This is a genomic window from Pseudomonas fluorescens, from assembly GCF_002837185.1.
Classification (GTDB): domain Bacteria; phylum Pseudomonadota; class Gammaproteobacteria; order Pseudomonadales; family Pseudomonadaceae; genus Aquipseudomonas; species Aquipseudomonas fluorescens_AM.
Genome location: NZ_KZ478028.1, coordinates 1 through 22509 on the forward strand (window position 1 = coordinate 1; position 22509 = coordinate 22509).

Here is a 22509-nt window from a genome sequence, read left to right on the forward strand (position 1 = left end):
ATGGGCCATCCATGGCCCAGTGCGGCTAACCCGGCGTCCTGCCGGGTTACCCACGGATTCAAGCCTGCGTTCGGCCAGCGTGGTTTAACGGGGCGCCTGAGATCAAGATCAAAAGCAGATCAAGATCAAGGTCAAGGTCAAGGTCAAGAGCGGCTCGCTTCGCATCGTGGTTAGCGTTGGCTGCTACAGCATTGTGTAGATAGCCAAGGCTATCGGGAGCAAGCCCCCTCCCACGAAGGTTGGGTGGCCTGCCGGTATTGCCTGGGCGTGAACCCTGTCGATGCCTTGAACTGTCGAGTGAATGCACTGTGGTCGGTATAACCGCACTGCAACGCCACGTCGGTAATCGGCAGTTCGGTGTGCAGCAATCGGTGGGCATGCTCCAGCCGTACCTTCTGGATCATTTGCCGGGGCGTGAGGTGGAATACGCGCTTGCAGTAGCGCTCCAGCTGCGCCACGGAAATGCCGGCAATGCGCGTCAGCTCGCCGAGGGTGACACGGCGGTTGAAGTGCGCGCGGATATGTTCGTCCACGGCCGCCAGGCGCTGGTAGGCGGGGTGGGTTTCGCTGGCCGATTGCAGGTCGAGCGAGATGCCGGCCAGGCCGATGATCGCGCCGTCATCGTTATACAGCGGCCATTTGTGCGTCAGGCACCAACCCGGTTCGCGGCTGCCGTAAAGGTGCAGCTCAAGCTGGTCCTCCAGCACCAGACCCTGCTGCAGCACACGCCGGTCCTGTTCGGTATAGCCCGGCCCCAGTTGTGCGGGGAATACGTCGGCGCTGGTCTTGCCCAGCAGCGGCTGCAGTTGCCGCAGACCGCAGCGCTGCACCAGGGTGCGGTTGGCGAGCACGTAGCGGGCCTCGATGTCCTTGATGAAAATCGCCGCGTTGGGGATCACGTCCAGCAACGGCAACAGCTGCGCCGCGCCCGTCAGCAACTGCTCGATGCTGTGGGGGCGACTGCCCTGCAAGAGACTCGCAAACACGTGCTGAACCATGACCTTCATCGCCCGTTTCTGACCCCGACGCCGAGCAGATTGCCCCATGCCCGAGACACTGTCGAGCGCTGAAAACTGTGCTGAATTCGTCGTCCATTCCGGCGCAAACCATCAATCGCCGCTCGCGCATCGGCATCACGATAGCGCCACTGCATGCCTATCCAATAACTCACAAGAAGGCGCCGCTATGTCAGGCCAAGGCAAGTTCAAGAAACAGCTGTCATTGATGGACCTCACCTTTATCGGGTTGGGGGCCATCTTCGGTTCGGGTTGGTTGTTCGCCGCCAGTCATGTCTCTGCAATTGCCGGTCCCGCCGGGATTATCTCCTGGCTCATCGGCGGCTTCGCGGTGCTGCTGTTGGGCATTGTCTACTGCGAACTCGGCGCCGCCCTGCCCCGTGCCGGTGGCGTGGTGCGTTACCCGGTGTATTCCCATGGCCCGCTGTTGGGCTATCTGATGGGTTTTATCACGCTGATCGCGTTTTCCAGCCTGGTGGCGATCGAGGTGGTCGCCTCGCGCCAATACGCGGCGGCGTGGTTTCCGGAACTGACCAAGGCCGGCTCCAGCGACCCCACCACCCTGGGCTGGCTGGTGCAGTTCGCGCTGCTGTGCCTGTTCTTCGTCCTCAACTACCGCAGCGTAAAGACCTTCGCCATCGCCAATAACCTGGTGAGCGTGTTCAAGTTCATCGTTCCGCTACTGGTGATCGGGGTGCTGTTCACCTTCTTCAAACCGGCAAACTTGCAGATGCACGGCTTTGCGCCGTTCGGGCTGTCGGGCATCGAGATGGCGGTGTCGGCCGGTGGGGTGATCTTTGCCTACCTGGGGCTCACGCCGATCATTTCGGTGGCCAGTGAAGTGAAGAACCCGCAACGTACCATTCCGATTGCGCTGATTCTCTCGGTACTGCTGTCGACCACGATCTACGTGCTGCTGCAAACCGCCTTTCTGGGTGGCGTGCCCACGGACATGCTCGCCGATGGCTGGGCGGGCATCAGCAAGCAATTGGCGTTGCCGTATCGCGATATCGCCCTGGCACTCGGCGTGGGCTGGCTGGCCTACCTGGTGGTGGCCGATGCGGTGATCTCGCCGAGCGGCTGCGGCAATATCTACATGAACGCCACGCCGCGCGTAGTGTACGGCTGGGCGCAGACCGGCACCTTTTTCAAGATTTTTACCCATATCGATGCGAAGTCCGGCATCCCACGCCCGGCCCTGTGGCTGACCTTCGGCCTGTCGGTGTTCTGGACCCTGCCGTTTCCATCCTGGGAAGCGCTGATCAACGTGGTTTCCGCCGCGCTGATCCTGAGTTACGCCGTGGCCCCGGTCACCGTCGCTGCGCTGCGCCGCACGGCCCCGCAGTTGGCGCGCCCGTTCCGGGTCAAGGGCATGGCGGTACTGGGCCCGCTGTCGTTCATCACCGCCGCGCTGATCGTGTACTGGTCGGGCTGGAGCACGGTGTCCTGGTTGCTCGGCCTGCAAATCCTGATGTTCGGGGTGTACCTGCTGTGCGCCCGCTGGGTGCCCACCGCGCACGTGAATCTCAAGCAGCAGGTGCGCTCGTCGGCCTGGCTGATCGGGTTCTATGCGCTGACCATCCTGCTCTCCAAGCTCGGCAGTTTCGGCGGCATCGGCCTCATCAGCCACCCGTTCGACACCGTCGTCGTGGCGGTCTGTGCCCTGGGCATCTACTACTGGGGCGCCGCCACCGGGGTACCGGCCCATCTGGTGCGCCTGGAAAGCGAGGACGATGAAAGCGAAGCCGTCAGTGACGCTCGTTACAGCCCCCCACTTTCTCCGGCCACCCACTGATGGAGCCTTGCATGAAACGCCTGCACGTTATCGACTCCCACACCGGCGGCGAACCCACACGCCTGGTCATGAATGGCTTCCCCACGCTGGCCGGCGCCACGCTCGCCGATCAACTTGACGACCTGCGCAACCACCACGATCAATGGCGCCGCGCCTGCCTGCTGGAACCGCGCGGCAACGATGTGCTGGTGGGGGCGCTGTATTGCGCGCCGGTCACCCCGGGCGCGACCTGTGGCGTGATCTTTTTCAACAACGCCGGCTACCTCGGCATGTGCGGCCACGGCACCCTCGGCCTGGTTGCCTCGCTGCACTACCTGGGGCTGATCGAGCCGGGCGTGCACACCCTCGACACACCGGTGGGCCCGGTGACGGCCACGCTGCACGCCGACGGCACGGTGACCCTGCGCAATGTCCCCGCCTATCGCTATCGTCGCCAGGTCGCGGTGCAGGTGCCCGGCCACGGCGAGGTCGTGGGTGATATTGCCTGGGGCGGCAACTGGTTTTTCCTGGTGTCCGACCACGGTCAGGCGCTGCAGATGAGCAACGTCGACGCCCTCACCGACTATACCTGGGCCATGCTCAAGGCCCTTGAAGCCCAGGGAATACACGGCGAAGACGGCGCGCTGATCGACCACATCGAACTGTTCGCCGATGACACCGAGGCCGACAGCCGCAACTTCGTGATGTGCCCCGGCAAGGCCTATGACCGCTCTCCCTGCGGCACCGGCACCAGCGCCAAGCTCGCCTGCCTGGCGGCCGACGGCAAACTCGGCGCCGGTGAGCCCTGGGTCCAGGCCAGCATCACCGGCAGTCAATTCCAGGCGCGCTATGAATGGGACGGCGAACGCATACGCCCGTTCATCACCGGCCGTGCCCACATGACCGCCGACAGCACGTTGTTGATCGACGAGCAGGACCCGTTTGCCTGGGGCATCTGAGCCCTTCCCCACTACTCAATACCAAGGAGTCAGCACCATGAGCGACAACCTCTTCACCGGCTGCATGCCCGCCCTGATGACGCCGTGCACCGCCGCACGCAAACCGGACTTCGACGCCCTGGTGGCCAAGGGTCGCGAACTGATCGATATCGGCATGAGCGCCGTGGTGTATTGCGGCTCCATGGGCGACTGGCCGCTGCTCACCGAAGCCGAGCGCCAGGAAGGCGTGGCGCGCCTGGTGGCCGCTGGCGTACCGACCATCGTCGGCACCGGGGCGGTCAACAGCCGTGAGGCCGTGGCTCACGCCGCGCATGCCGCCAGGGTCGGCGCGCATGGCTTGATGGTGATTCCGCGTGTGCTGTCCCGTGGTGCCTCGGCTACCGCACAAAAGGCCCACTTCGCGGCGATCCTCAAGGCGGCGCCCAACCTGCCGGCGGTGATCTACAACAGCCCGTACTACGGTTTCGCCACCCGCGCCGAGCTGTTCTTCGAACTGCGCCGCGAGTACCCGAACCTGATCGGCTTCAAGGAATTCGGCGGCGCCGCCGACCTGCGCTATGCGGCGGAAAACATTACCTCCCAGGACGATGACGTGACGCTGATGGTGGGTGTCGACACCCAGGTGGTGCACGGTTTTGTCAATTGCAACGCCACCGGCGCCATCACCGGCATCGGCAACGCGCTGCCCCGCGAAGTGCTGCAACTGGTAGCGCTGAGCAAGCTGGCCGCCACGGGCGATGCCAAGGCCCGGCGCCAGGCTCGCGAGCTGGAAGCCGCGCTGGCGGTACTGTCCTCGTTCGACGAAGGCTGCGACCTGGTGCTGTATTACAAACACTTGATGGTACTCAACGGCGACCAGGGCTACGCCCTGCACTTCAACGAAACCGATGTGCTCAGCGACGCTCAGCGACGCTATGCCGAGCAACAGTACGCGCTGTTCCGCCAGTGGTACGCCAACTGGTCGGCCGAGCAGAACGTCGACTGATCCCTGTGCCGAGGGAGTTTGCTCCCCCGCCACACCCACCTTTGTTTCCAGGATGATCCCATGACTCTGACGGGCAAGATGCTGATCGGTCAGCACTCCCTTTCCGGCACGCGCGAGGCGATCCGGGCCATTGATCCAGCCACGGGCACGCCGCTGGAGCCTGCCTATGCCGGCGCCGATCGCCAACAGGTCGAGCAGGCCTGCGCACTGGCAGGGTCCGCGTTGGATACTTACCGCGAAACCTCCCTGGCCGCCCGCGCCACGTTTCTCGAGACCATCGCCGACAACATCGAAGCCTTGGGTGACGCGCTGATCGAACGCGCCGTCGCCGAAACCGGCCTGCCCCGTGCGCGTATCCAGGGCGAACGCGGCCGCACCTGCGGGCAGTTGCGCACCTTCGCCCGCACCGTGCGCCTGGGCGAATGGCTGGACGTACGCGTAGACACCGCGCAACCCCAGCGCCAACCCCTGCCCCGTGCAGACCTGCGCCAACGCCACATCGCCCTGGGCCCGGTGGCGGTGTTCGGCGCCAGCAACTTCCCCCTGGCCTTCTCGGTGGCGGGCGGCGATACCGCGTCGGCACTGGCCGCCGGTTGCCCGGTGATCGTCAAGGCGCACGCGGCCCACCCCGGCACCAGTGAACTGGTGGGCCGCGCCATCGCCCAGGCGGTGCACCACTGCGGCTTGCCGGACGGCACATTTTCTCTGCTCTACGACGCCGGGCATGACGTGGGAGTTGCGCTGGTGACCGACCCCCGTATCAAGGCGGTAGGCTTCACCGGCTCGCGTGCTGGCGGTATTGCCTTGTGCCAGGCGGCCCAGGCGCGCCCGGAACCGATTCCGGTGTATGCGGAAATGAGTTCGATCAACCCGGTGTACCTGTTTGCGGCTGCGCTGCGCGCACGGGGCGACGCGCTGGCTGAGGGTTTTATCGCCTCTCTGACCCAGGGCGCCGGCCAGTTCTGCACCAATCCGGGCCTGGTGATCGCGGTGCAGGACGCCGCCCTGGACCGCTTTATCACCCGCGCCAGCGACGCGCTGCAGCGCTGCCCGGCCCAGACCATGCTCACTCGCGGTATCTTCAAGGCTTACAAAAGCGGGGTCGACAGCTTGACCCAGCATGCGCGGGTCGCCGCAAAGGGCTTGTTGCCCACCGGACCGAACCAGGGCCAGGCCCACCTGTTCGTGACCCAGGCCCAGGCTTTTCTCGGCAACCCACATTTGCAAGCCGAAGTCTTCGGCGCAGCCGCGCTGGTGGTGCAGTGCAGCGATGCCGAGCAGGTGCGCCAGGTGTCCGAACACCTGGAAGGCCAGCTCACCGCCACCCTGCATCTGGACGACGATGACCTGCCGCAGGCACAAGCCTTGCTGCCGGTGCTGGAGCGCAAGGCCGGTCGCCTGCTGGTCAACGGCTGGCCGACGGGCGTGGAAGTGTGCGATGCCATGGTGCATGGCGGGCCGTTCCCGGCCACCTCGGATGCGCGCAGCACCTCGGTGGGTACGGCAGCGATCCTGCGATTCCTGCGCCCGGTGTGCTATCAGGATTTCCCGGACGCATTGCTGCCCAGCGCCTTGCAGCACGGCAACCCGTTGCTGCTGCGGCGCTTGCTCGACGGCCGGAGAGAGGCATAAGTGATGGCCGATCCCCATTCAGCGGACATCGTCGTGATCGGCGCCGGCATCATCGGCGTTGCCTGCGCCTTGCAACTGGCGCGACAAGGGCGGCAAGTGCTGGTGATCGACGCGCAGGCACCCGGTATGGGCGCCTCCTACGGCAACGCCGGGCACCTGGCCACCGAGCAGGTATTTCCCATCGCCGACCTGTCGATCCTCAAGCGCCTGCCGGCCATGTTGCTCGATCCCATGGGCCCGCTGCGCCTGGACTGGACCTACCTGCCCCGCGCCCTGCCCTGGTTCATGCGCTTGCTGCTGAATCTGCGGCCGACACGCTATCGGCGCACTGTCGCCGGCATTCGCGCGTTGAATGAAGCCAGCCTGGGCGCTTGGCAGCGTTTGTTGGGCTCTATCGGGCAACCGCAGCTGCTGCGCGAAGACGGTTCGCTGCTGGTCTTCGAGCACGCCGAATCCCGCGCGGCGTTGGATGCCTTGCACCAACGGATGCAGCAGCAAGGCGTGCCCGTGGCGTTCTGGTCGGCGCAAGCGGTACGCACGGCGGCGCCGCAGTTGAGCGAGGCGATACGGGGCGGCTTGTTTTTTCCGGGCACCGGGCATTTTCTCGACCCGTTCGCAGTGGTCGGCGAGTTGGTGAACGCGGCCAGGGCCTTGGGTGTGACCTTTCTGCAACAACGCGTCGTGGATGGCCGCGTGGATAATGACGGTGTGTCATTGATGACGGATCACAGCGTAGTCACCACGCGCCAGGTCCTGATCGCCTGCGGCGCTCACTCGGCTCATCTCACCGCCGCCCTCACCGGCAAGCACGTGCCGCTGGACACCGAGCGCGGCTACCACCTGATGCTGCCCCACGAACACCAGCGCCTGCCCTTCGCCGTCACCTCACTGGAACGCAAATTCATCATGACCCCCATGGCCGACGGCCTGCGTCTGGCCGGCACCGTGGAATTCGCCGGCCTGGAACGTCCGGCGAATATGCAGCGGGCGTGGCAGTTGCACCGTTTGAGCGACGGCCTGTTCCGCCAGCCGCTGAATGCCGCTGACGCCACACCGTGGATGGGCTTTCGACCTTCCCTGCCCGACTCATTGCCGATCATCGACCGGGTATGCGACGGCAAGGTGCTGCTTGCGTTCGGTCATCAGCATCTGGGGTTGACCCAGGCGGCGGTGACGGCGGAAAAAATCGCCGGGCTGGCAGGCGGTGAGGCGGTGCCGGGATTGCAGGCGTATCGATTGGAGCGGTTTTGATAAAGCCCTTAACAGGGCTGATTCGAGGAGGCCGCGAATAATGCATCGGCGGTGTCCTGGATATCGTCGCACTGGCAGAGCGTGTTCAGCCAACCGATGGGGATCCCATGGACACCATAATGTGCACCGGCCAACTGCCCCACGATAGCGGCGGTCGTGTCGGCATCATCCCCCAGGTTGGCCGCAGCGAGTACCGCTTCGGCAAAACTTGCGGTGTGCTCGAAACACCAGAACGCCGCTTCCAAGGACGCGACCGCATAACCTGATCCTGTAATGTCTGCCTGGGCCTTGTCGCGATACTCACCACGGGCGATCGCCATGACCTTGGGCGCCGACAACGCGCTGTCCTCCAGGCGCAGCACTTCATTCTTCGGCGCACCGCTCAAGGCCCTGCTCATCGCCTCGGCCAGCAGCACGCAGCATTCGATAGCCTCTTGGGCGGCGTGAGTAGTACGCGAACTGAGCGCGCTGAATCGGCGGATGCTTTCCAGGTCTGGAAAGTAAAACAGCACCACAGGCGCGAGTCGCATCATCGAACCATTACCGGCCGAATACGGGTCGGTGGAACCGGAAAACGCCTCGCCATTGCGCTCGAATGACGCCAGCGCTTCACGCACCGTCATGCCGATATCGAAGCATTCACCGGTCGAGCTCAAGTAGCCCCACTTCCACCAGTTCAGATAACGCCCCATCTGATCCGCTGCGTCAAAACCGCCCTTGCGCAGCAGGCTCTCGGCCAGGCACAGCGCCATGGAGGTGTCGTCGGTCCATTGGCCCGGTTGGAGGTTGAACGGCCCGCCGCCGACCATATCGGTGACGGGCGAAAAGGTGCCCCTGGGCATGAACTCAACCGTGGTGCCTACCGCGTCGCCACAGGCCAGCCCAAGCAAGCTGCCGCGATAACGATCCAAAAGCGTGATGTCCATCAACCCTCCCTGAGAAAACATTGCCCCCCCTACTACTTGACCAAGCGCTTTTCTTTAGAGGGGCGATAGCCGAAATACGCGCTGTAGCACTTGCTGAAATGACTCGGTGACACAAAACCGCAGGCCACCAGCACGTCCACCTGCGACAGCTCGGTGTGCTGCAACAGGCGCCGCGCTTCGGTCACGCGCAACTCCATGTAGTAGCGCTGCGGCGTGGTGCCCAGCTGTTCCTTGAACAGGCGCTCCAACTGGCGACGCGAGCGGCCGGCGTAGACGGCGAGCTGGTCGAGCTCAAGCGGTTCTTCGAGGTTGGCGTCCATCAGCTTGAGCACTTCGCGCAGCGGTGCGCTGACGCAGACGTTTTCGGTCGGTTTGATGCGGCGGTAGCGCGACTCTTCGAAGGCGAGGATGTCTTCGATGCCTTCGACCAACGCCTTGCCGTGCAGGCCCTTGATCCAGTCCAGGGCCATATGGAAGGCACCCGAGGGGCTGGAAGCGGTGAGGCGGTCGCGGTCGATCACATAGGGCTCGCTGGTGACCTGCGCGGCTTTGCACACCTCCGCCAGCGCCGGACGATGCTCCGGGTGGATGGCGCAACGGTAGCCCTGCAACAACCCGGCGCGGCCGAGAAACCACGAGCCGTTCCACAGGCCGGCAAGCCCGATACCCTGTTCGGCAGCGGCGTGCAGGATATGGATAAAGTCTTCACTGGCCTTGAGTTCGGTGCGAAATCCGCCACAGATCACCAGCAGGTCCAAATCCTGCAAAACCGAAGGTTCCAGGCGCGCATCGGGACGGATGACCAGGCCCAGGTCGCTGATGATCTCACGCTCGTCCCACCCGAACGTGCGTGTCACGAACAGCTCCGGACGCAGCAGGTTGGCGGTGACCAGCGTGTCGAGGGTCTGGGTGAAGGCAGGCAGCGAGAAATGTTCGAGCAGCAGGAAGCCGATGCGGGTGACCGCAGCTCTCTGCTGGGGGTTGTCATTGAGGTAGCGCAGGTTCTTACCCTTCATGCCACCGCTGAACTGGCGTCTTTCCATCGCGGGTTGGCCCACTCTTATTGTTGATGCAGTGGGCGCTATCTTAGGGGCAAACGCGGTGGCTGTCTCACTCCCTGCGGCTGATCAGCAAAAACCTGTGGTGCCTGAAAACCTGCGACTCAGGCGCTCGCTCGCCATCTGATACGGTTTTTTGCGCATCATCTGCCTCTGTATCGAAAGCCGCCCGAAGCGGACAATGGCGCCACCCGACATTCCTGTCGTCCCCCCCTTCCCTTTGGAGGCCTTATGACCAAGATGGCTATTTTCCTGTTCGGTTTTCTGGTGCTGACCATCGGCATCGGCTTGCTGGCGACCATCTCGCCGGTCTAGTGGGGCTGTCACCCCACAAAAAGCATCGGATACAGCGACAGCACCAGCAACCCCGCCATGGTCCAGTTGAATGCCCGCAACCAGCGCGGCTCGCGCAATACACTGCGCAAGCCGCTGCCGCAGCCGACCCACACGCACACACTCGGCAGGTTGACCACGGCAAACACCAGCGCAATCACCAGCACATTGGTCACGTAACCCTCGGCCGGCGTGTAGGTCGTAATCGCGCCCAGTGCCATGATCCACGCCTTGGGGTTGACCCACTGAAACGCCGCCGCGCCAAGAAAAGTCATCGGCTTGCCCTGTTCGTCCTCACTGTCCGTCATGCCGCCGGCGTTGGCGATCTTCCAGGCCAGGTACAGCAGATAGGCAGCGCCGACATAGCGCAGCAGCGTGTACGCCCAGGGGAACAGCTTGAACACTTCGCCCAGGCCCAGTCCCACGCAAATCACCAGCACCATGAACCCAAGGCTGATCCCCAGCGCATGGGGCATCGAACGGCGAAAGCCGAAATTCACGCCAGAGGCCAGCAACATGGTGTTGTTGGGCCCAGGAGTGATCGACGACACGAAAGCGAACAGCACAAAGGCTGACAGAAGACTGGTGGACATGACCATGGCGCGGCATCCAAGCGGGGTTGATGTGCCTGCGACAGTAGAGGGTTGTGCGCTTTATCGCCCCATACAGCTGGCGCTGGATCGAGGAATACACTTTGATGACATGGGTTTCACGAAGCTTTCACAGACGCAGGCCTAGAGTTATCCCAGCTCCTACATGAACACCTTTTAGCCCGCTCCCCCATCGCGGGCTTTTCTTTGCCTGTGATTTTCCCCGGATAAACACAATGGACGCGTTGATAGACGATCTCGGCGGTCCCAGGACTGCGCAGCAGGAACTGTTCTACGACCTCGAAGATGCCGGCGCCGTGATCGGCTGGTCGATGGTTGAACTGACGGCCCTGGCGGCCGGCGGCAGCGCGGGTAATCAAGCGGCGCTGCTGACCAAAGTGTGCGCCCTGCTGGCCATCCAGCAGAAACGTCTTGAAGCCTATGCGCATGAAGTCAAAGAGCAGCGAATCAATCGAGCTGAAGCGGCTGGCTGAGACCAGCCGCAAATCTGCATGGGGGTGGGGCAATCAGCGATGTTGCGTGGAATGCTGGCTACCGTCGGTTTGTTGTTTTTTTACACGCTTGCGCGTTCTGAGTTCGTATTGGTGGTGGACAAACCAGATCACCAGAAGCAGAGCCGTCACGCCGAAAACCAAAGTTAAAAGCTCTAGCGCAGTACCTTCGTGTGCAAACATTTTTCGTTCCTCATCCTGAAGCCGTGTGACCGGAAAACAGCCACACCGAAATTGTTTGTAACAATACAAACAATTTCAGGGTAGTCGGCTGAGGCGTCCGTGACAACCGTTTAAGGGCCGGAACCCTTGATCCAGACACGTCATTCGTCGAAAACCACGGATTCGGGATTTGAAAAAACGATGGCTGGGTCGTTCTGCACCGCAAAAAAAACCCGGCGCCAGGCCGGGTTCATTCGCTTGAATCAATCACTAGTTATCCGGATGCTCACTGGCCACCGAATCGGCCGCATCCACATCCGACATATCCTCCTCCAGCGGCGCCTCGTCGTCCGGCGGCAGTGGAATAGTGTCCTCATCACGCTTAGGGTCGTGACCGGTTTCGTTATCGGTATTGCGGGTGACGTCCTGTTGAGACAGGTTCCCCGGGGCATTTTCGTTGATATGCATGCTGGCTCTCCGTTCCTACGCTCGGGATATCCGCGCTTGATATTCAGAGACGGCATGGCAGGCAGAGTGCCGGGTGGCAGACGAATGGTGATCCTGTGGGAGGGGGCTTGCTCTCGATGGCGGTGTGACAGTTGATAGAGGTATTTCTGACCCACTGCTATCGAGGCCAAATCCTAATGCCAGTCAGTTGAGCGAACGAAATGCTCAAAGCAGCGAAGATCAAATGTGGGAGGGGGCTTGCCCGCGAAGACGTCGGCCCAGCAAACACTGATGTTGGTTGACCCACCGCTATCGGGGGCAAGCCCCCTCCCACATTTGATTTTCTCAGTCTTGTAGATTGAGTCAGCAGCAAAATCCTCTATTTCCAACCGGCATGCATCCGCTCTGTCTTGCTTCGGAGATTTCCCACAAGCCGAAGCGGTTGAGCCCTGGGAACCAACTTGGCTAGGATTCGACGTCGCAGTAAATCCTGTGGCCGGGTGTCGCAACCTGAAGTAGTCTGAGGCGCGGTAGCGCCATAGCTCTGTAGCAGGCGCTTTTTTTATGCCTGCTTACCGCATCTATGGTGGACCGTGTGAGGCGGGCTTTTGCCCGGCCGGTACCCTCGGACACCGGTTTGCGACCCTTGCACGGTCCACCACCCATCCGTGTCGCAACGGCGGTGGTGGCCTCTTAACTGTCTGAGGATCGAGAGGATGTTTTTAACAAATCGTAATGATCGAGCTGTTGAGATAGAAGTCGTGGAAATCTATTGGTGCTTAGCCGTGAGCATTCGTTCAATGTGTGGCGCATTGGAGTATCGGCCATGAAAACCTACCCAATCGACAACGATCTTCCCACCAGTGCTTTCACAGTACGGCCAGGTATTAGCTCCGAAGAAGCACTAGTGAACGCGAGCGAAATCCTTGCATCAGCAAACGCAATGGCAAATGAACAAGCACATGCCTCGAGCGGTTCACAGCGTCTTCAAACGTTTGGACTGGCTCAGCTTATTGAAAGCGCGGGACTTTTGGTGAATTTTGCGCTGGAGAAGATTAGCCCAGTAACTCGCTAAATTTTTAGTGTATAGCTGGAAATAGCAAGGATTAGAATTTTAATGTTGCTCCAACCTTGGTCTTCACTCCTTTTGTAAGGAGGAGTGAAGACTAAGTGACGTGCCACAAACCATCAGTCGCGACCAGTTCCCGTGACGCCAGCGGCGCTCGGGAGCTGCCAGCTCTTTCTGATGTTGTGAATGATGGTCTGACCCCAATTAGTTCCTGACGGCGATTCCTCCCCGGCAGTGCTGATCCGCCAGTTTCAGTTCAAGGACATTCGCCCATAAGCAGCCAGCGAAATCGAATTTACACACACCAGCCGAATGCTTGGCCACTCGACCGAAGAGATGACCAAGAAGGTGTACCGTCGGGTGGGAGAGATCGTAAAGCCAACTAGATAGTGGCGTGCTAGATTGCCTCCTCTCTAACAACCTCTAAAAAATAGGAGTGCCAGGTATGGAAATGGTCATGAACACAGGTACTGGGGAGGTATATAGATTCGACCTGGCCGTGGAGAAAATTTCAGATGTCCAAATTATTATCGCTGCGGCCGAGACAGAAGATGAACTGGGTTGCGTGCTGCGCTTCCATTTAATGCTGGAAAGCCTCCTATCGTTTTACCTTGATGAGAAGTGCCAGGGCGAAGTAGGCAGATACGCTAAGCCGCCGCGAGACTTCGGCCAGAAGCTGGGCATGGCTGCTGCGTTTGGCATTCCGGTGCAGATAGCAGCGGTGATATATCAAGTTAATAGCATGCGAAACAAACTTGCCCACGGCCATAGTCCGCATCTAGACAAAGGCGACGTGCAGCAACTCGCGAGACTTGTAAACTTAATGTCTGCGATTGACCCCAAGTTCACCCCGCTGGAGAAACGCTACATCGAACTTTCGGTGAAGCGTCCGGGCGAACGGTTAAGTTTTGGAAAGGAGGGGCTCAGAATCGACTTCGTACTGGCATGCACTGCATTCTGGAGAACCGCGTTTAGTACACTCACTCAAGACGCTGCACTGAATAAGCTGAGGCTGATCATCGAAGCCGAAAAAGGCCCTGCGAGCAAGCCCTGAAGCCACCCCGTCAGCCCGTTTTCTCTATAGAGTTGCGGAAACGATCTCAAAACGCAGACAATAAAAAACCCCGTAGACGCTAATCTACGGGGTTTTCAAGAGTGGAGGCCGAGGTCGGAATCGAACCGGCGTAGGCGGATTTGCAATCCGCTGCATAACCATTTTGCTACTCGGCCTCAAACGATCAATGCCTGTGTTGCCGGCACTCACCGCATACAAACTTGAGTGGGCTCTGTGAAGCGCGCCTCTACTCTGACTCATCCAACACATCTAACTCATTGAATACATTAAAGTTTTTAATGCTTCGTTGCGTTCGATGGGCGCCATTATGTACTTATTTGCTTTTGCCCGCAACCCCTTGATTTCAAAAATATTTCGCATTGGCATCAAGGGGTTGCGTGGCCGCCCTACTCCTGAACGCGCTGCATCTGATACTGCGGGTCGGCGTTGATCTGGGCTTCGGTGAACGGCATTGGGTGCAGCTGTTTCTCGGAGAAGGCTTGGGTCTGGTCCTTGGCGTATTTTGAGTCAGGGTTGCTGGATTCGGAGAACGCCAGTACGCCTATCGCCTGCGGACCTTGGTCGTCGAAGCTGACGATTTGCAAATAGCTGGTGCCGCTGACGACTTCGCGTTTGCCGTCGGCGCGGGGTACGGTTTGCATGGCGTTGTAGATGCCCAGTTCCTGCGGGCCGCCATGCATGGGGGTTTGGCCGGAGACCTGGATGTCGCCCCAGCGTTTCACGCCGAGTGTGTCGACGGCGGCGCTGGAGGCGAGCATGGCTTCGCGCAGGGCTTTGGCCACGGGCGCGCGGTCGATGGCAAGGCCCTTGGGTGTGGTCAGCGGGTGGGCCGGGTCGAAGGCGACGCGCCACGCGTCGGGAATCTGCTGCAGGTGTTCCACCAGGTTGATGAAGTGCACCAGGCCCAGGCCGCTGTCGAGGTTGGCGCGCTGGTCCCAGGTTTTCAGCCGGGTGCACACTGACTCAAGCGCTGCGGCATCGTTGCCCAGGTACCTGGCGCAGAACGCCAACAGGTCAGGCATGACTTGCCCCGCCAGGTACACCTCGTTGTCCATGACCATGCTTTGCAGGGCGCTGACGGTAATCGGCTGTTTCTCCAGGGATTGCAGGCGTTGCAGGGCAAAACGCGCACGGGGGCCGAGGCCGATGTTGTCCTGGCTGATCACCGGGGAGAAGCCGGTGAGCGGCGCCTTGGGGTTGGCCATCCAGGCCGAATCGTTGGAATGCTGCACGTAGTCGCTGCGTTGCAGTTGCGGCAATTGAGCGGCCGCGAAGATGCCCGCTTGCGCGGCGTGAGGGTCGATGTCCCAGGCGCAGGCGCTGCGGCTGCCGTCGAGCATGATCATTTGCAGGCCTGCCCGCGGGTCGCTGCATTGCGCGAGCTTGGCGGCACTGACGTTGGGCACTACCGACAGGTTCATGTACAGGCTCTGGCCCTGGTCATCGGCAGCCAGGGTGTTGACCCACGGGATGCCTTGCAGGGTATGCACCGAGGTTTGCAGCGCCTGGAGGCTGTCGGCGCGGTTCATGGCGTACCACTGTTGCAGCACGCGGTCGTTGCCGAGGTTGGCGTCGCGCAGGCTGTAGGCGTAATGGTTGTCCCAGTCCAGTTTGCCGGGCCATTGCACCACGGGGCCAAACTGCGAGCTGTAGACGTCATGGGTGACGTCCTTGAGGCTGCCATCGGCTTGCTTGGCCTGAACGGTCAGCGTGGTTTTATCCAGGGGCAAGGATTTGCCGTCGAGCAGGTAACGGGTCGAATCCTTGGGGTCGAGGGTCAGGCGGTACAGGGTGAAATGCTTGGAGGTGTCCACCGTGTGCGTCCACGCCACGTGCTGGTTGAAGCCGATATTCACCACCGGCAAGCCGGGTAGCGCCGCGCCCATCACATCCAGCTGGCCGGGAATGGTCAGGTGCATCTGGTAAAAACGCATGCCGCCCACCCATGGGAAATGCGGGTTGGCCAACAGCATGCCGCGCCCATTGAAGGAGCGATCTCGGCCCACCGCGACGGCGTTGCTGCCCCGGTCCAGGGTGAAACGCTGTTGATGCGCCGCAGCCAGCTCGAATGCCTTGGCGTCCGGCTGCACAGCGGCCGTGGCCTGGGGAGGCGTCGCGCCAACCAACGCTTCGGCGAACTGCCCGACGCCACCTTCTACCAGCAGCCTGCGTGTCAGCTTGACCAGGTCTTCTTTGACCAGTGGACGCACCCACGCCGCCTGACACTGCGCCGGTGCGCCCTGCTCTTTCAGATAACGATTGAAGCCTGCCACATAGCCGTCGATACGCTGGCGGATCTGCGGCGTTTGCGCGCTCCAGAATGCCTGCACCGCGCTCGGTGTGTTCAGCCAGGTAAAGAACACGTCGCTGGCGAGGTTGTTGCGTTCTTCCAGGGTGGTCTGCTCGGGGCCAAAGAATCGGGCACGCTGACCGTTCACCGTAACGATTTCATTGGCCAGCAGGCACAGATTGTCTTGGGCATACGCGTAGCCGATGCCGAAACCCAGGCCACGTTCGTCGTTGGCGCGGATATGCGGGACGCCATAGGTGGTACGCCGAATCTGCGCCGACGCCTGCGTCACCTCCTCGCGCGCCGATGCCGCCAGGCTCAACCCCAGCAACATCCCCGCCACGCCTATCCTGGACAACCTATTGGAAATAATCACGCCGACTCCACAGTCAATTGAATACCCTCGATAGGGACAACTACCCCACCGTTAGGACGCAACTCACCGGGAATAATTTAGCGGCGCGGCAGGTTTATTCCTGGCGAGTGCACTGTGACAAACCCGATACCGACAAATTTTCTACAGTCTGCACTTCATGATTTTGCTCGTTCGTTCGTCTTATTGAATAAGAGCACCATCATTTTCCTGATCAGGCTCTGATAAGGAGTTTTGCATGTACGACCCACAAGCACCCACGGATGGACATTCAGCAACCGCCGAGGCCGGTTTCGGCAACGGCCCGCAAGGGTTCGGCAACGCGCCCGAACAGCAGGGCAACCAGCGCATACGCCATTTGCTCAAGTGTTTCGGTCTGCGCACCAGCCTGATCCGGCTGAAGGTCATCGACGCCCTGCTCACCGCTGCCGACAACCAGCGCACCCTCGGCGTGCGCGGTGTGCACAGCCATTTGCTGGAACTGGGCATCCCGTTGTCGTTTCTCAGCGTACGCGAGGTGCTCAAGCGCCTGTGCAGCGAGGGCGTGATCACCCTCAATGCCGACAAGAGCTACAGCCTCCACGAAGAGGCTGCCAAAGTGCTCGATGGGCGCGTCTGAATCACGCGCTATCAGAAGTGAGGCTTGACCTTGCGCCGCATGATGCCGTTGATCACCACCACGACAACGGCAATCGCAATGGCCAGGTACTGGAAGGTTTTTTCGCTGATCACCCCGATGTTCTGCAGGTAAGACAGGCCGAACATCGAGGCCAGGACGGCCAGGGCAATCAGAATCGAGTATTTCAAACGTTGTTTTTGGGTCATGACGGGTTCCTGAACCTGAAGAATGTATCCACTTTGTATCGCTGCGCATGCCAGGCACCTACCCGGTGGCGAGGACGGATGGGGCCCGGCGGGGGCTTATGTTACAGGCGATGAAAAATTTTGGCTTGTGCTACGCCTGACTGGTTTGAACCGATACCCAGGACACCGGCGGATACACCATATTCGCCCCGCCCTTACGGAACGTACCGACGCTATAGACCCAACTATACGAAGCCCAACAAGGAAGAATCATTCCTCAAACATCATAGGGAAACTTGGGCCAACGTCACTTGGACTACTCAATTGATTTCAGGCCTCGCCAACCTCCGTATACGCCGGGATGTTTCCTCCCTGGAAAACACCCCGCCACCTCAACTTACGCCACAGCCTGTACCTGCATCGACGCTTCCCTCCGTGCAAGGGATCGCACCGGTCAGCGCGATACGCACAGACCTGCTCAGTGGCCTGCAAATAACCGATCAGCGCCTGTTGCTCAATCAATACCAGACACTCAATCAGACTATCCAGGCGCTGCTGCTGCGTCAGCCAACGCTCAGCAGCGTTATCGAGCAACAACTGGCCCGCAGCTTCGGCGCCACCCCACCTGTGGACGCTTCATCACTGTATGTGCATCGCTATCACACCGACGAGCAGGGACAGCGCACGCTGGTCTCGACGCAAAGCATCACCGAAGCCTTGTTCGATGCGCTACGAAAGCACAACAGCTCGGTTGAACCGCTGTCGCCGATACGCCCAGGCACCACGGAAGTCGGCTTTTACAGCACGGCAGAGCCCAGCGAAAGTCACCAGCAGTTAAGCGCCGGCAGCTCGCTGCTGGCGATGGCCCAGGCCATCGAAAACGAACTGCCTGCAAGTTTTACACGGTTCTGGACGCAGCCGCGCCCGAGCGAGGTCAACCCCGAGTCGCCCCAGGATCAATTGCTCAATACTCATCGTGAGATGTTGTCCACACTGGCGGCCTTGAAAGTCGAAGACGGCACACTGAGCCCAGTCGCCAAGACCCTGATCGACAAGGCCTTTGAGTACCCGACGCTGGCGGCTCGAGAAAGCGCCATGCGCGATGGCGAGCGGCCGGGGGTTTATCCGCTCAAGCTCAATCTGCCAATACCCACCGGCACGCTGCTGGCCGGCGCGTTCATGATTACCAGCCGCGACGGCTCATCAGCGACACGTGCCTACGACAAACCGGAAACGGACAGGACCTTGACGCTCGCCGAACAACAAGGTCTGACGGTGCTGTACACCCCGCGCGACGGGTATGAAACGTTCGACAGCCCGGCCAAGGCGTTTGAAAAGCTCGGCCAGCGTCTGCGCTCCGATCCGGAGGCGGCAGAGCAGTTGAAACAGACACTGCCATTGATGCTCCAGCACAGCCTCGGCAGCGACTGGAGCAAAGACCTGAGCCAACAGCTCACGCCAGTCGCGACCGACGTCATTGCCACCGGCGTGCCGCAACTGCTGCAGCTTCATCAGAACAGGCTGACTAACCAGTTGCAGGCGCTGTATGAACCCGAAAACAGCGTGCAATATGATGATCCATGGCGAGCGCGGCAAGTGACGACCGACCTGCAGCAAGCCGCTGACCTGCGCCTGCATTTCGACGGGACCAATCCTCTATGGGCGCGTACGCAATCGCTGCAGGATCGCTTGAGCAACGTGGACGGTCGCCAGGCACTGAGTCAGCAATTGGCGAATCACAAAAACTGGCAGTACCTGGCGCAGCAACTGAACCTGGCCTATCACTGCCTGTCCGAGCAAGCCCCCGCGCGGGACGTATCTGCCGCCCTGAAAAAGGCGCCGATGAACATAGCGCCGGACTCGGCCCAGTATCAGGCCTACATCCTGGAGCCCGGAAAACCGGCCTCAGTGGAAGCCTTCATCATCGAGAACGGCTTGCCACTGCCCAAGACCAGAAGCGAGTTGCAGTCCCTGGCAGAGACGGCAGCGTTAAAGGCACGTCAACATCCCTACGGCAATTTCGGTGGCGGTTTGTCCTGGCCGATCCCACTGAATATCAGCCAGCAACAGACGCTGCGAACGGCTGCAATCGCGCATGCCAACACCGGCATGCAATCATCGCAGGAGGGGCCGGAACGCAACGTACTGGCCTATCTCAACAGCAACCAGCTCCTCTCCTCCGACACCTTGGAGGATCCAGTCAAGACGCTGGAAAGCCTCGTCAGTTCCACTGCAGGCCAGGCGCTGGGCCTGGCCATGCAGACCAAACTGAACGGCATCTCTACCGACTCCAGCATCAATGACTACACATTGGCTGCGCTGCAGCTGACGCTGGATCCGCAATCCATTACGTCGCCCCACCGCAACCGGGTAGCCGGGTTCGACCTGGCCAAAGAAAGCCATTGGGGGCAACCTCTCTCGACAGTTACCAAAGGCCTGCGTCAGCATTTGATTGACGAGGGACGGGCATCACCCGCGCTGGCAACGGCAGCCGCCCATCTGCTATTGATGCGCACCGCCCCGCAATATCTGGTCAGGGATATCCCCGATAATGTGCGCCAGGGCACTCAAGCCTGGCGGGACCTTTGCCTGGCAGTTGCCGCCATTGGATGTACTGCGGCCAACATGACGTTCGCCGAGGTGATGGTCAAGGCCTGCGCACTGCCGCCCGCCCCGGCTTGGGCACAAACAGCGGCGTTGGTGGACTGGGGCGTCAGCAACAATATTCTTGCAGCAAAGAGCGATGCGCTGTACAGCCAGGAAGACCTTGATCGGGTGCAGGCAGCCTTCAGCAACCAGCGGGAAAAACTCAAGGAAGGCAGTGCTTTAATGGACACGGTCATGCCGGATCGTGCTGCAATGGCAGCGGATCTGCTCATCGCCGAGTTCGGCGTGGACGTTGACTTCGATAAGAAAATATTTTCAAGACTCTCCGACACCTTACCCCGAAAGCCAGGCAAACCTTACTCCATGCGCGACATCGTGATGGAGCAGATCGTCATGGATGATCGCTGGAATATCGCAAAAGGCACCCACGGCGTCGGCCTGGCTACCTTCGTCGCCTTCACCCAGCGACCACAATTCAATATTAAAACTGCCTTCGACACGGCGTTTTCCGAAGCGATCGCCAAGTTCAAAAAAGTCAAACACCTGAGCGTGATCAACGCCCTCAATAATCTGCCACCTGAAGACAAGAAGAATCTCAGCTTCGGAAAAATCACCTATTACCTGGAGAAAAGTTACAAGACCAGCACAGTGCCCTTCGTGGGGCCGAAACTGTTCCACACCAGCCCCCGGATACTGGTCACCGCAGAAAACAACGGAAAGACTTCCAACTATGCGTTCGATACGCAAAAAGGCGTTATCCGTAACCTTGGCGACAGGGAAATACCCCGCGCGCCAGAGTACTTCTCGAACGAAATAACCAAAGAGGAAGAGTTTTTTCCTGATGTCAGCCGAGAAAAAACCGTTGAAGGCATGAAAACGTTCGTCCAATACCTGGGCGGCGGCTCACTGCTGAAGGGATTGGACATAGACAGCGCCAAGCGCGACCCCCTCGATAGCGAGCGGTCCGGCACAAATTCGGCACCGTACATGTTCATCAATCCCCGTACCCACGAACTCGCCGACTCGATCGTCAAGGCACTGGACCTGGACAACCCATCCATCCGTAAAGCCGCTGCAGGCGTCACGCCCTCGGAGCAAGCCAACGAACGGTTGGCCACCTTGCGTGATGGGTTTCTCGATCTGATTCCCCTGCGTTCGGCCATTGTGAACTTCAATAAGGGCGAATACAGCGACGCCATCAACGACCTTGCCTTTGATGCCTTTGGCTTCGTCACTGCCGGGGCAGGGGCCGCCGCCAAAGCGGCGAAAGTGCTGAGGACGACGGCATCGGTTGCGAACAAGGCGTTCAAGGTCACGAAAATCATGGTTGTGCCCATGGTCAAGGAGTTCAACCCGTTCAATGGCGCGGACGAGATAATAATCGGAGCAGGTAAAGTTGCCTTCGAGGCCGCTGGCGCGGTGAACAGCGGGCTGCGCAGTCTCAAGGGTACGGTGGCGCTCGACGAACTCAAAACCGCCAGCAAACGCTTTGACGCAGCCGCGACGGGCAGGTTGAACGTGGATAACCGTGCCGTGAACGTCAATGCGATGAAGCACGACGGCCAGTGGTACGCATTTGACGCGAGCACCCAACGCCCCTACGGTTCGCCCTTGGTGGCGTTCAATCCGGCCCATACGCTGATGCCGCCGTCACCCGATCTCAACGCCTCGAGGACGCGTCTCAACGCGCACAAAGTAGAACGGGGTCATCCCTACAGGAGGCCTGACCCGTCTTCGCTTGCAGCACACCGAGTGCCTGACTTGGCGGAACACATTGTGCCCAAGACCGATCATCTGCCGCCGCTGGACATACCGTATGTCGAGTTCATCCAAGGCGCGCCCATCGAAGCCCATTTCACGCCGAGCCGCAGGCAAGCTACAAAGGATCGCTTCGAACTGGAGATGAATAGAAGCCTGGCGGCGCCTGAACTACCACGCCCTGCACTTCCCGAAATGAAACCCTATGAACCAATCGCCAACCTGGTTGAAAAGACCCTGGACAGTGCGGATATCGTGGCCTTCGGCGAGAATCACCTTAGCCTGGCTTCATTTCGTGTCCTCACCGACCTGATCCCCGTGTTCAAGCGTAAAAACGTCAAGGTGTTCGGGGTGGAAGGTATGGTCTATGACAAAGAAAAGCGGCTCAAGAACGATGGGATGGCCACCACAGGCCCCAATCATCGGCCCTACGATCCCTATTTCAATTTGCAGACACTGATCGACACATTCAAGGCCAACGGCATTGAAGTGGTGCCTCTCGATCACTTCTATCTGACCCGCCATCGACATCAGCGCAGTGCCCATACCGGCCTGAGCCGGGCCGACCGGAATATACGACGGCTCAAGGAAATGAACTACTACGCCGCCCGTGAGCTGCTGAGCCATAAGCGTAAGGGCAAGGTGGTTGCCCTGGTGGGTCGTCAGCACATCAACACTACCCAGGGTGTACGTGGCCTGGCCGAAGCGACCGGCGGCGTTGGCATTGGTATCTATGAGAGAGCCGGCATCAGGGTAGGCTACGGCACGAAATCCACAGACCTGCGACCGGGCCCGAATGGTGAGCTCAAAACCCATGACGACATCACGGGAGACCTGCAGATTTTCACGGCCGAGTGACCAGGCAACCCGTCGAGCCGCTGCTTGCAC

18 protein-coding genes and 1 tRNA gene are annotated in these 22509 nt (G+C 60.5%); 10 read left to right on the forward strand and 9 right to left on the reverse strand.

Annotated features, from left to right (window positions below; translation table 11 throughout):
* Positions 1-209: 209 nt before the first annotated feature.
* Positions 210-998: an AraC family transcriptional regulator gene (locus CIB54_RS25135; protein ID WP_101221296.1), complete on the reverse strand. Its 789-nt coding sequence runs from the start codon at positions 996-998 to the stop codon at positions 210-212.
* A gap of 187 nt (positions 999-1185) precedes the next feature.
* Here CIB54_RS25135 and CIB54_RS25140 point away from each other — a divergent pair, with 187 nt between their 5' ends.
* Genes CIB54_RS25140 through CIB54_RS25160 form a run of 5 tightly spaced genes read left to right on the forward strand, consistent with a single transcriptional unit; the run spans position 1186 to position 7617 of the window.
* Entirely contained in the window at positions 1186-2811 is a 1626-nt protein-coding gene (locus CIB54_RS25140) for an APC family permease (RefSeq protein WP_101221275.1), read from the forward strand.
* 11 nt (positions 2812-2822) lie between these two features.
* Entirely contained in the window at positions 2823-3749 is a 927-nt protein-coding gene (locus CIB54_RS25145; RefSeq protein WP_065952646.1) for a 4-hydroxyproline epimerase, read from the forward strand.
* 37 nt (positions 3750-3786) lie between these two features.
* A complete protein-coding gene (locus tag CIB54_RS25150) occupies positions 3787-4734 on the forward strand; it encodes a dihydrodipicolinate synthase family protein (RefSeq protein ID WP_065952645.1) in 948 nt (315 codons plus the stop codon).
* 60 nt (positions 4735-4794) lie between these two features.
* Positions 4795-6366, forward strand: a complete 1572-nt coding sequence (locus tag CIB54_RS25155; protein WP_101221276.1) for an aldehyde dehydrogenase (NADP(+)) — start codon at positions 4795-4797, stop codon at positions 6364-6366.
* A gap of 3 nt (positions 6367-6369) precedes the next feature.
* On the forward strand, positions 6370-7617 hold the full coding sequence (locus CIB54_RS25160) for an NAD(P)/FAD-dependent oxidoreductase (RefSeq protein WP_101221297.1): 1248 nt from the start codon (positions 6370-6372) through the stop codon (positions 7615-7617).
* 8 nt (positions 7618-7625) lie between these two features.
* Here CIB54_RS25160 and CIB54_RS25165 read toward each other — a convergent pair whose 3' ends face one another.
* From CIB54_RS25165 to CIB54_RS25175, 3 genes are all read right to left on the reverse strand, one after another.
* Positions 7626-8543, reverse strand: coding sequence for an ADP-ribosylglycohydrolase family protein (locus CIB54_RS25165; RefSeq protein ID WP_101221277.1), 918 nt, complete (start codon positions 8541-8543; stop codon positions 7626-7628).
* A gap of 32 nt (positions 8544-8575) precedes the next feature.
* The gene (locus CIB54_RS25170; RefSeq protein ID WP_065952728.1) at positions 8576-9559 is read right to left on the reverse strand and encodes a GlxA family transcriptional regulator; all 984 of its coding nucleotides are present in this window, start codon (positions 9557-9559) and stop codon (positions 8576-8578) included.
* Between the two features lie 365 nt (positions 9560-9924).
* A complete protein-coding gene (locus CIB54_RS25175) occupies positions 9925-10533 on the reverse strand; it encodes a LysE family translocator (RefSeq protein WP_065952642.1) in 609 nt (202 codons plus the stop codon).
* Positions 10534-10760: 227 nt separating this feature from the next.
* Here CIB54_RS25175 and CIB54_RS25180 point away from each other — a divergent pair, with 227 nt between their 5' ends.
* Positions 10761-11018 (forward strand): hypothetical protein, encoded by a 258-nt coding sequence (locus tag CIB54_RS25180; protein WP_101221278.1) that lies wholly within the window; start codon positions 10761-10763, stop codon positions 11016-11018.
* Positions 11019-11051: 33 nt separating this feature from the next.
* On the opposite strand, the gene CIB54_RS27530 is transcribed toward CIB54_RS25180, so the two are convergent.
* Both CIB54_RS27530 and CIB54_RS25185 read right to left on the reverse strand, forming a co-directional pair.
* Positions 11052-11219 carry a hypothetical protein gene (locus CIB54_RS27530; protein ID WP_175413306.1) on the reverse strand — a complete coding sequence of 56 codons (168 nt, stop codon included), beginning with the start codon at positions 11217-11219 and terminating at the stop codon, positions 11052-11054.
* A gap of 249 nt (positions 11220-11468) precedes the next feature.
* Complete coding sequence (locus CIB54_RS25185) at positions 11469-11666, reverse strand: hypothetical protein (RefSeq protein WP_065952640.1); 198 nt, start codon at positions 11664-11666, stop codon at positions 11469-11471.
* 805 nt (positions 11667-12471) lie between these two features.
* Between CIB54_RS25185 and CIB54_RS25190 the strand changes: the two genes are divergently transcribed.
* Positions 12472-12720: a DUF6124 family protein gene (locus CIB54_RS25190; protein ID WP_101221279.1), complete on the forward strand. Its 249-nt coding sequence runs from the start codon at positions 12472-12474 to the stop codon at positions 12718-12720.
* 439 nt (positions 12721-13159) lie between these two features.
* Complete coding sequence (locus CIB54_RS25200) at positions 13160-13768, forward strand: hypothetical protein (RefSeq protein WP_101221280.1); 609 nt, start codon at positions 13160-13162, stop codon at positions 13766-13768.
* Between the two features lie 102 nt (positions 13769-13870).
* On the opposite strand, the gene CIB54_RS25205 is transcribed toward CIB54_RS25200, so the two are convergent.
* Together CIB54_RS25205 and CIB54_RS25210 are read right to left on the reverse strand one after the other, a co-directional pair.
* A tRNA-Cys gene (locus CIB54_RS25205) sits at positions 13871-13944 on the reverse strand.
* 231 nt (positions 13945-14175) lie between these two features.
* Complete coding sequence (locus CIB54_RS25210; protein ID WP_101221281.1) at positions 14176-16455, reverse strand: bifunctional acylase PvdQ; 2280 nt, start codon at positions 16453-16455, stop codon at positions 14176-14178.
* Positions 16456-16690: 235 nt separating this feature from the next.
* Between CIB54_RS25210 and CIB54_RS25215 the strand changes: the two genes are divergently transcribed.
* Complete coding sequence (locus tag CIB54_RS25215; RefSeq protein WP_101221282.1) at positions 16691-17071, forward strand: fe2+ zn2+ uptake regulation protein; 381 nt, start codon at positions 16691-16693, stop codon at positions 17069-17071.
* A gap of 11 nt (positions 17072-17082) precedes the next feature.
* On the opposite strand, the gene CIB54_RS25220 is transcribed toward CIB54_RS25215, so the two are convergent.
* Positions 17083-17277, reverse strand: coding sequence for a hypothetical protein (locus tag CIB54_RS25220; protein WP_005788056.1), 195 nt, complete (start codon positions 17275-17277; stop codon positions 17083-17085).
* A 414-nt stretch (positions 17278-17691) separates the two neighbouring features.
* Here CIB54_RS25220 and CIB54_RS25225 point away from each other — a divergent pair, with 414 nt between their 5' ends.
* Positions 17692-22479 carry a membrane-targeted effector domain-containing toxin gene (locus CIB54_RS25225; protein WP_232790609.1) on the forward strand — a complete coding sequence of 1596 codons (4788 nt, stop codon included), beginning with the start codon at positions 17692-17694 and terminating at the stop codon, positions 22477-22479.
* The last annotated feature ends 30 nt before the right edge of the window (positions 22480-22509 follow it).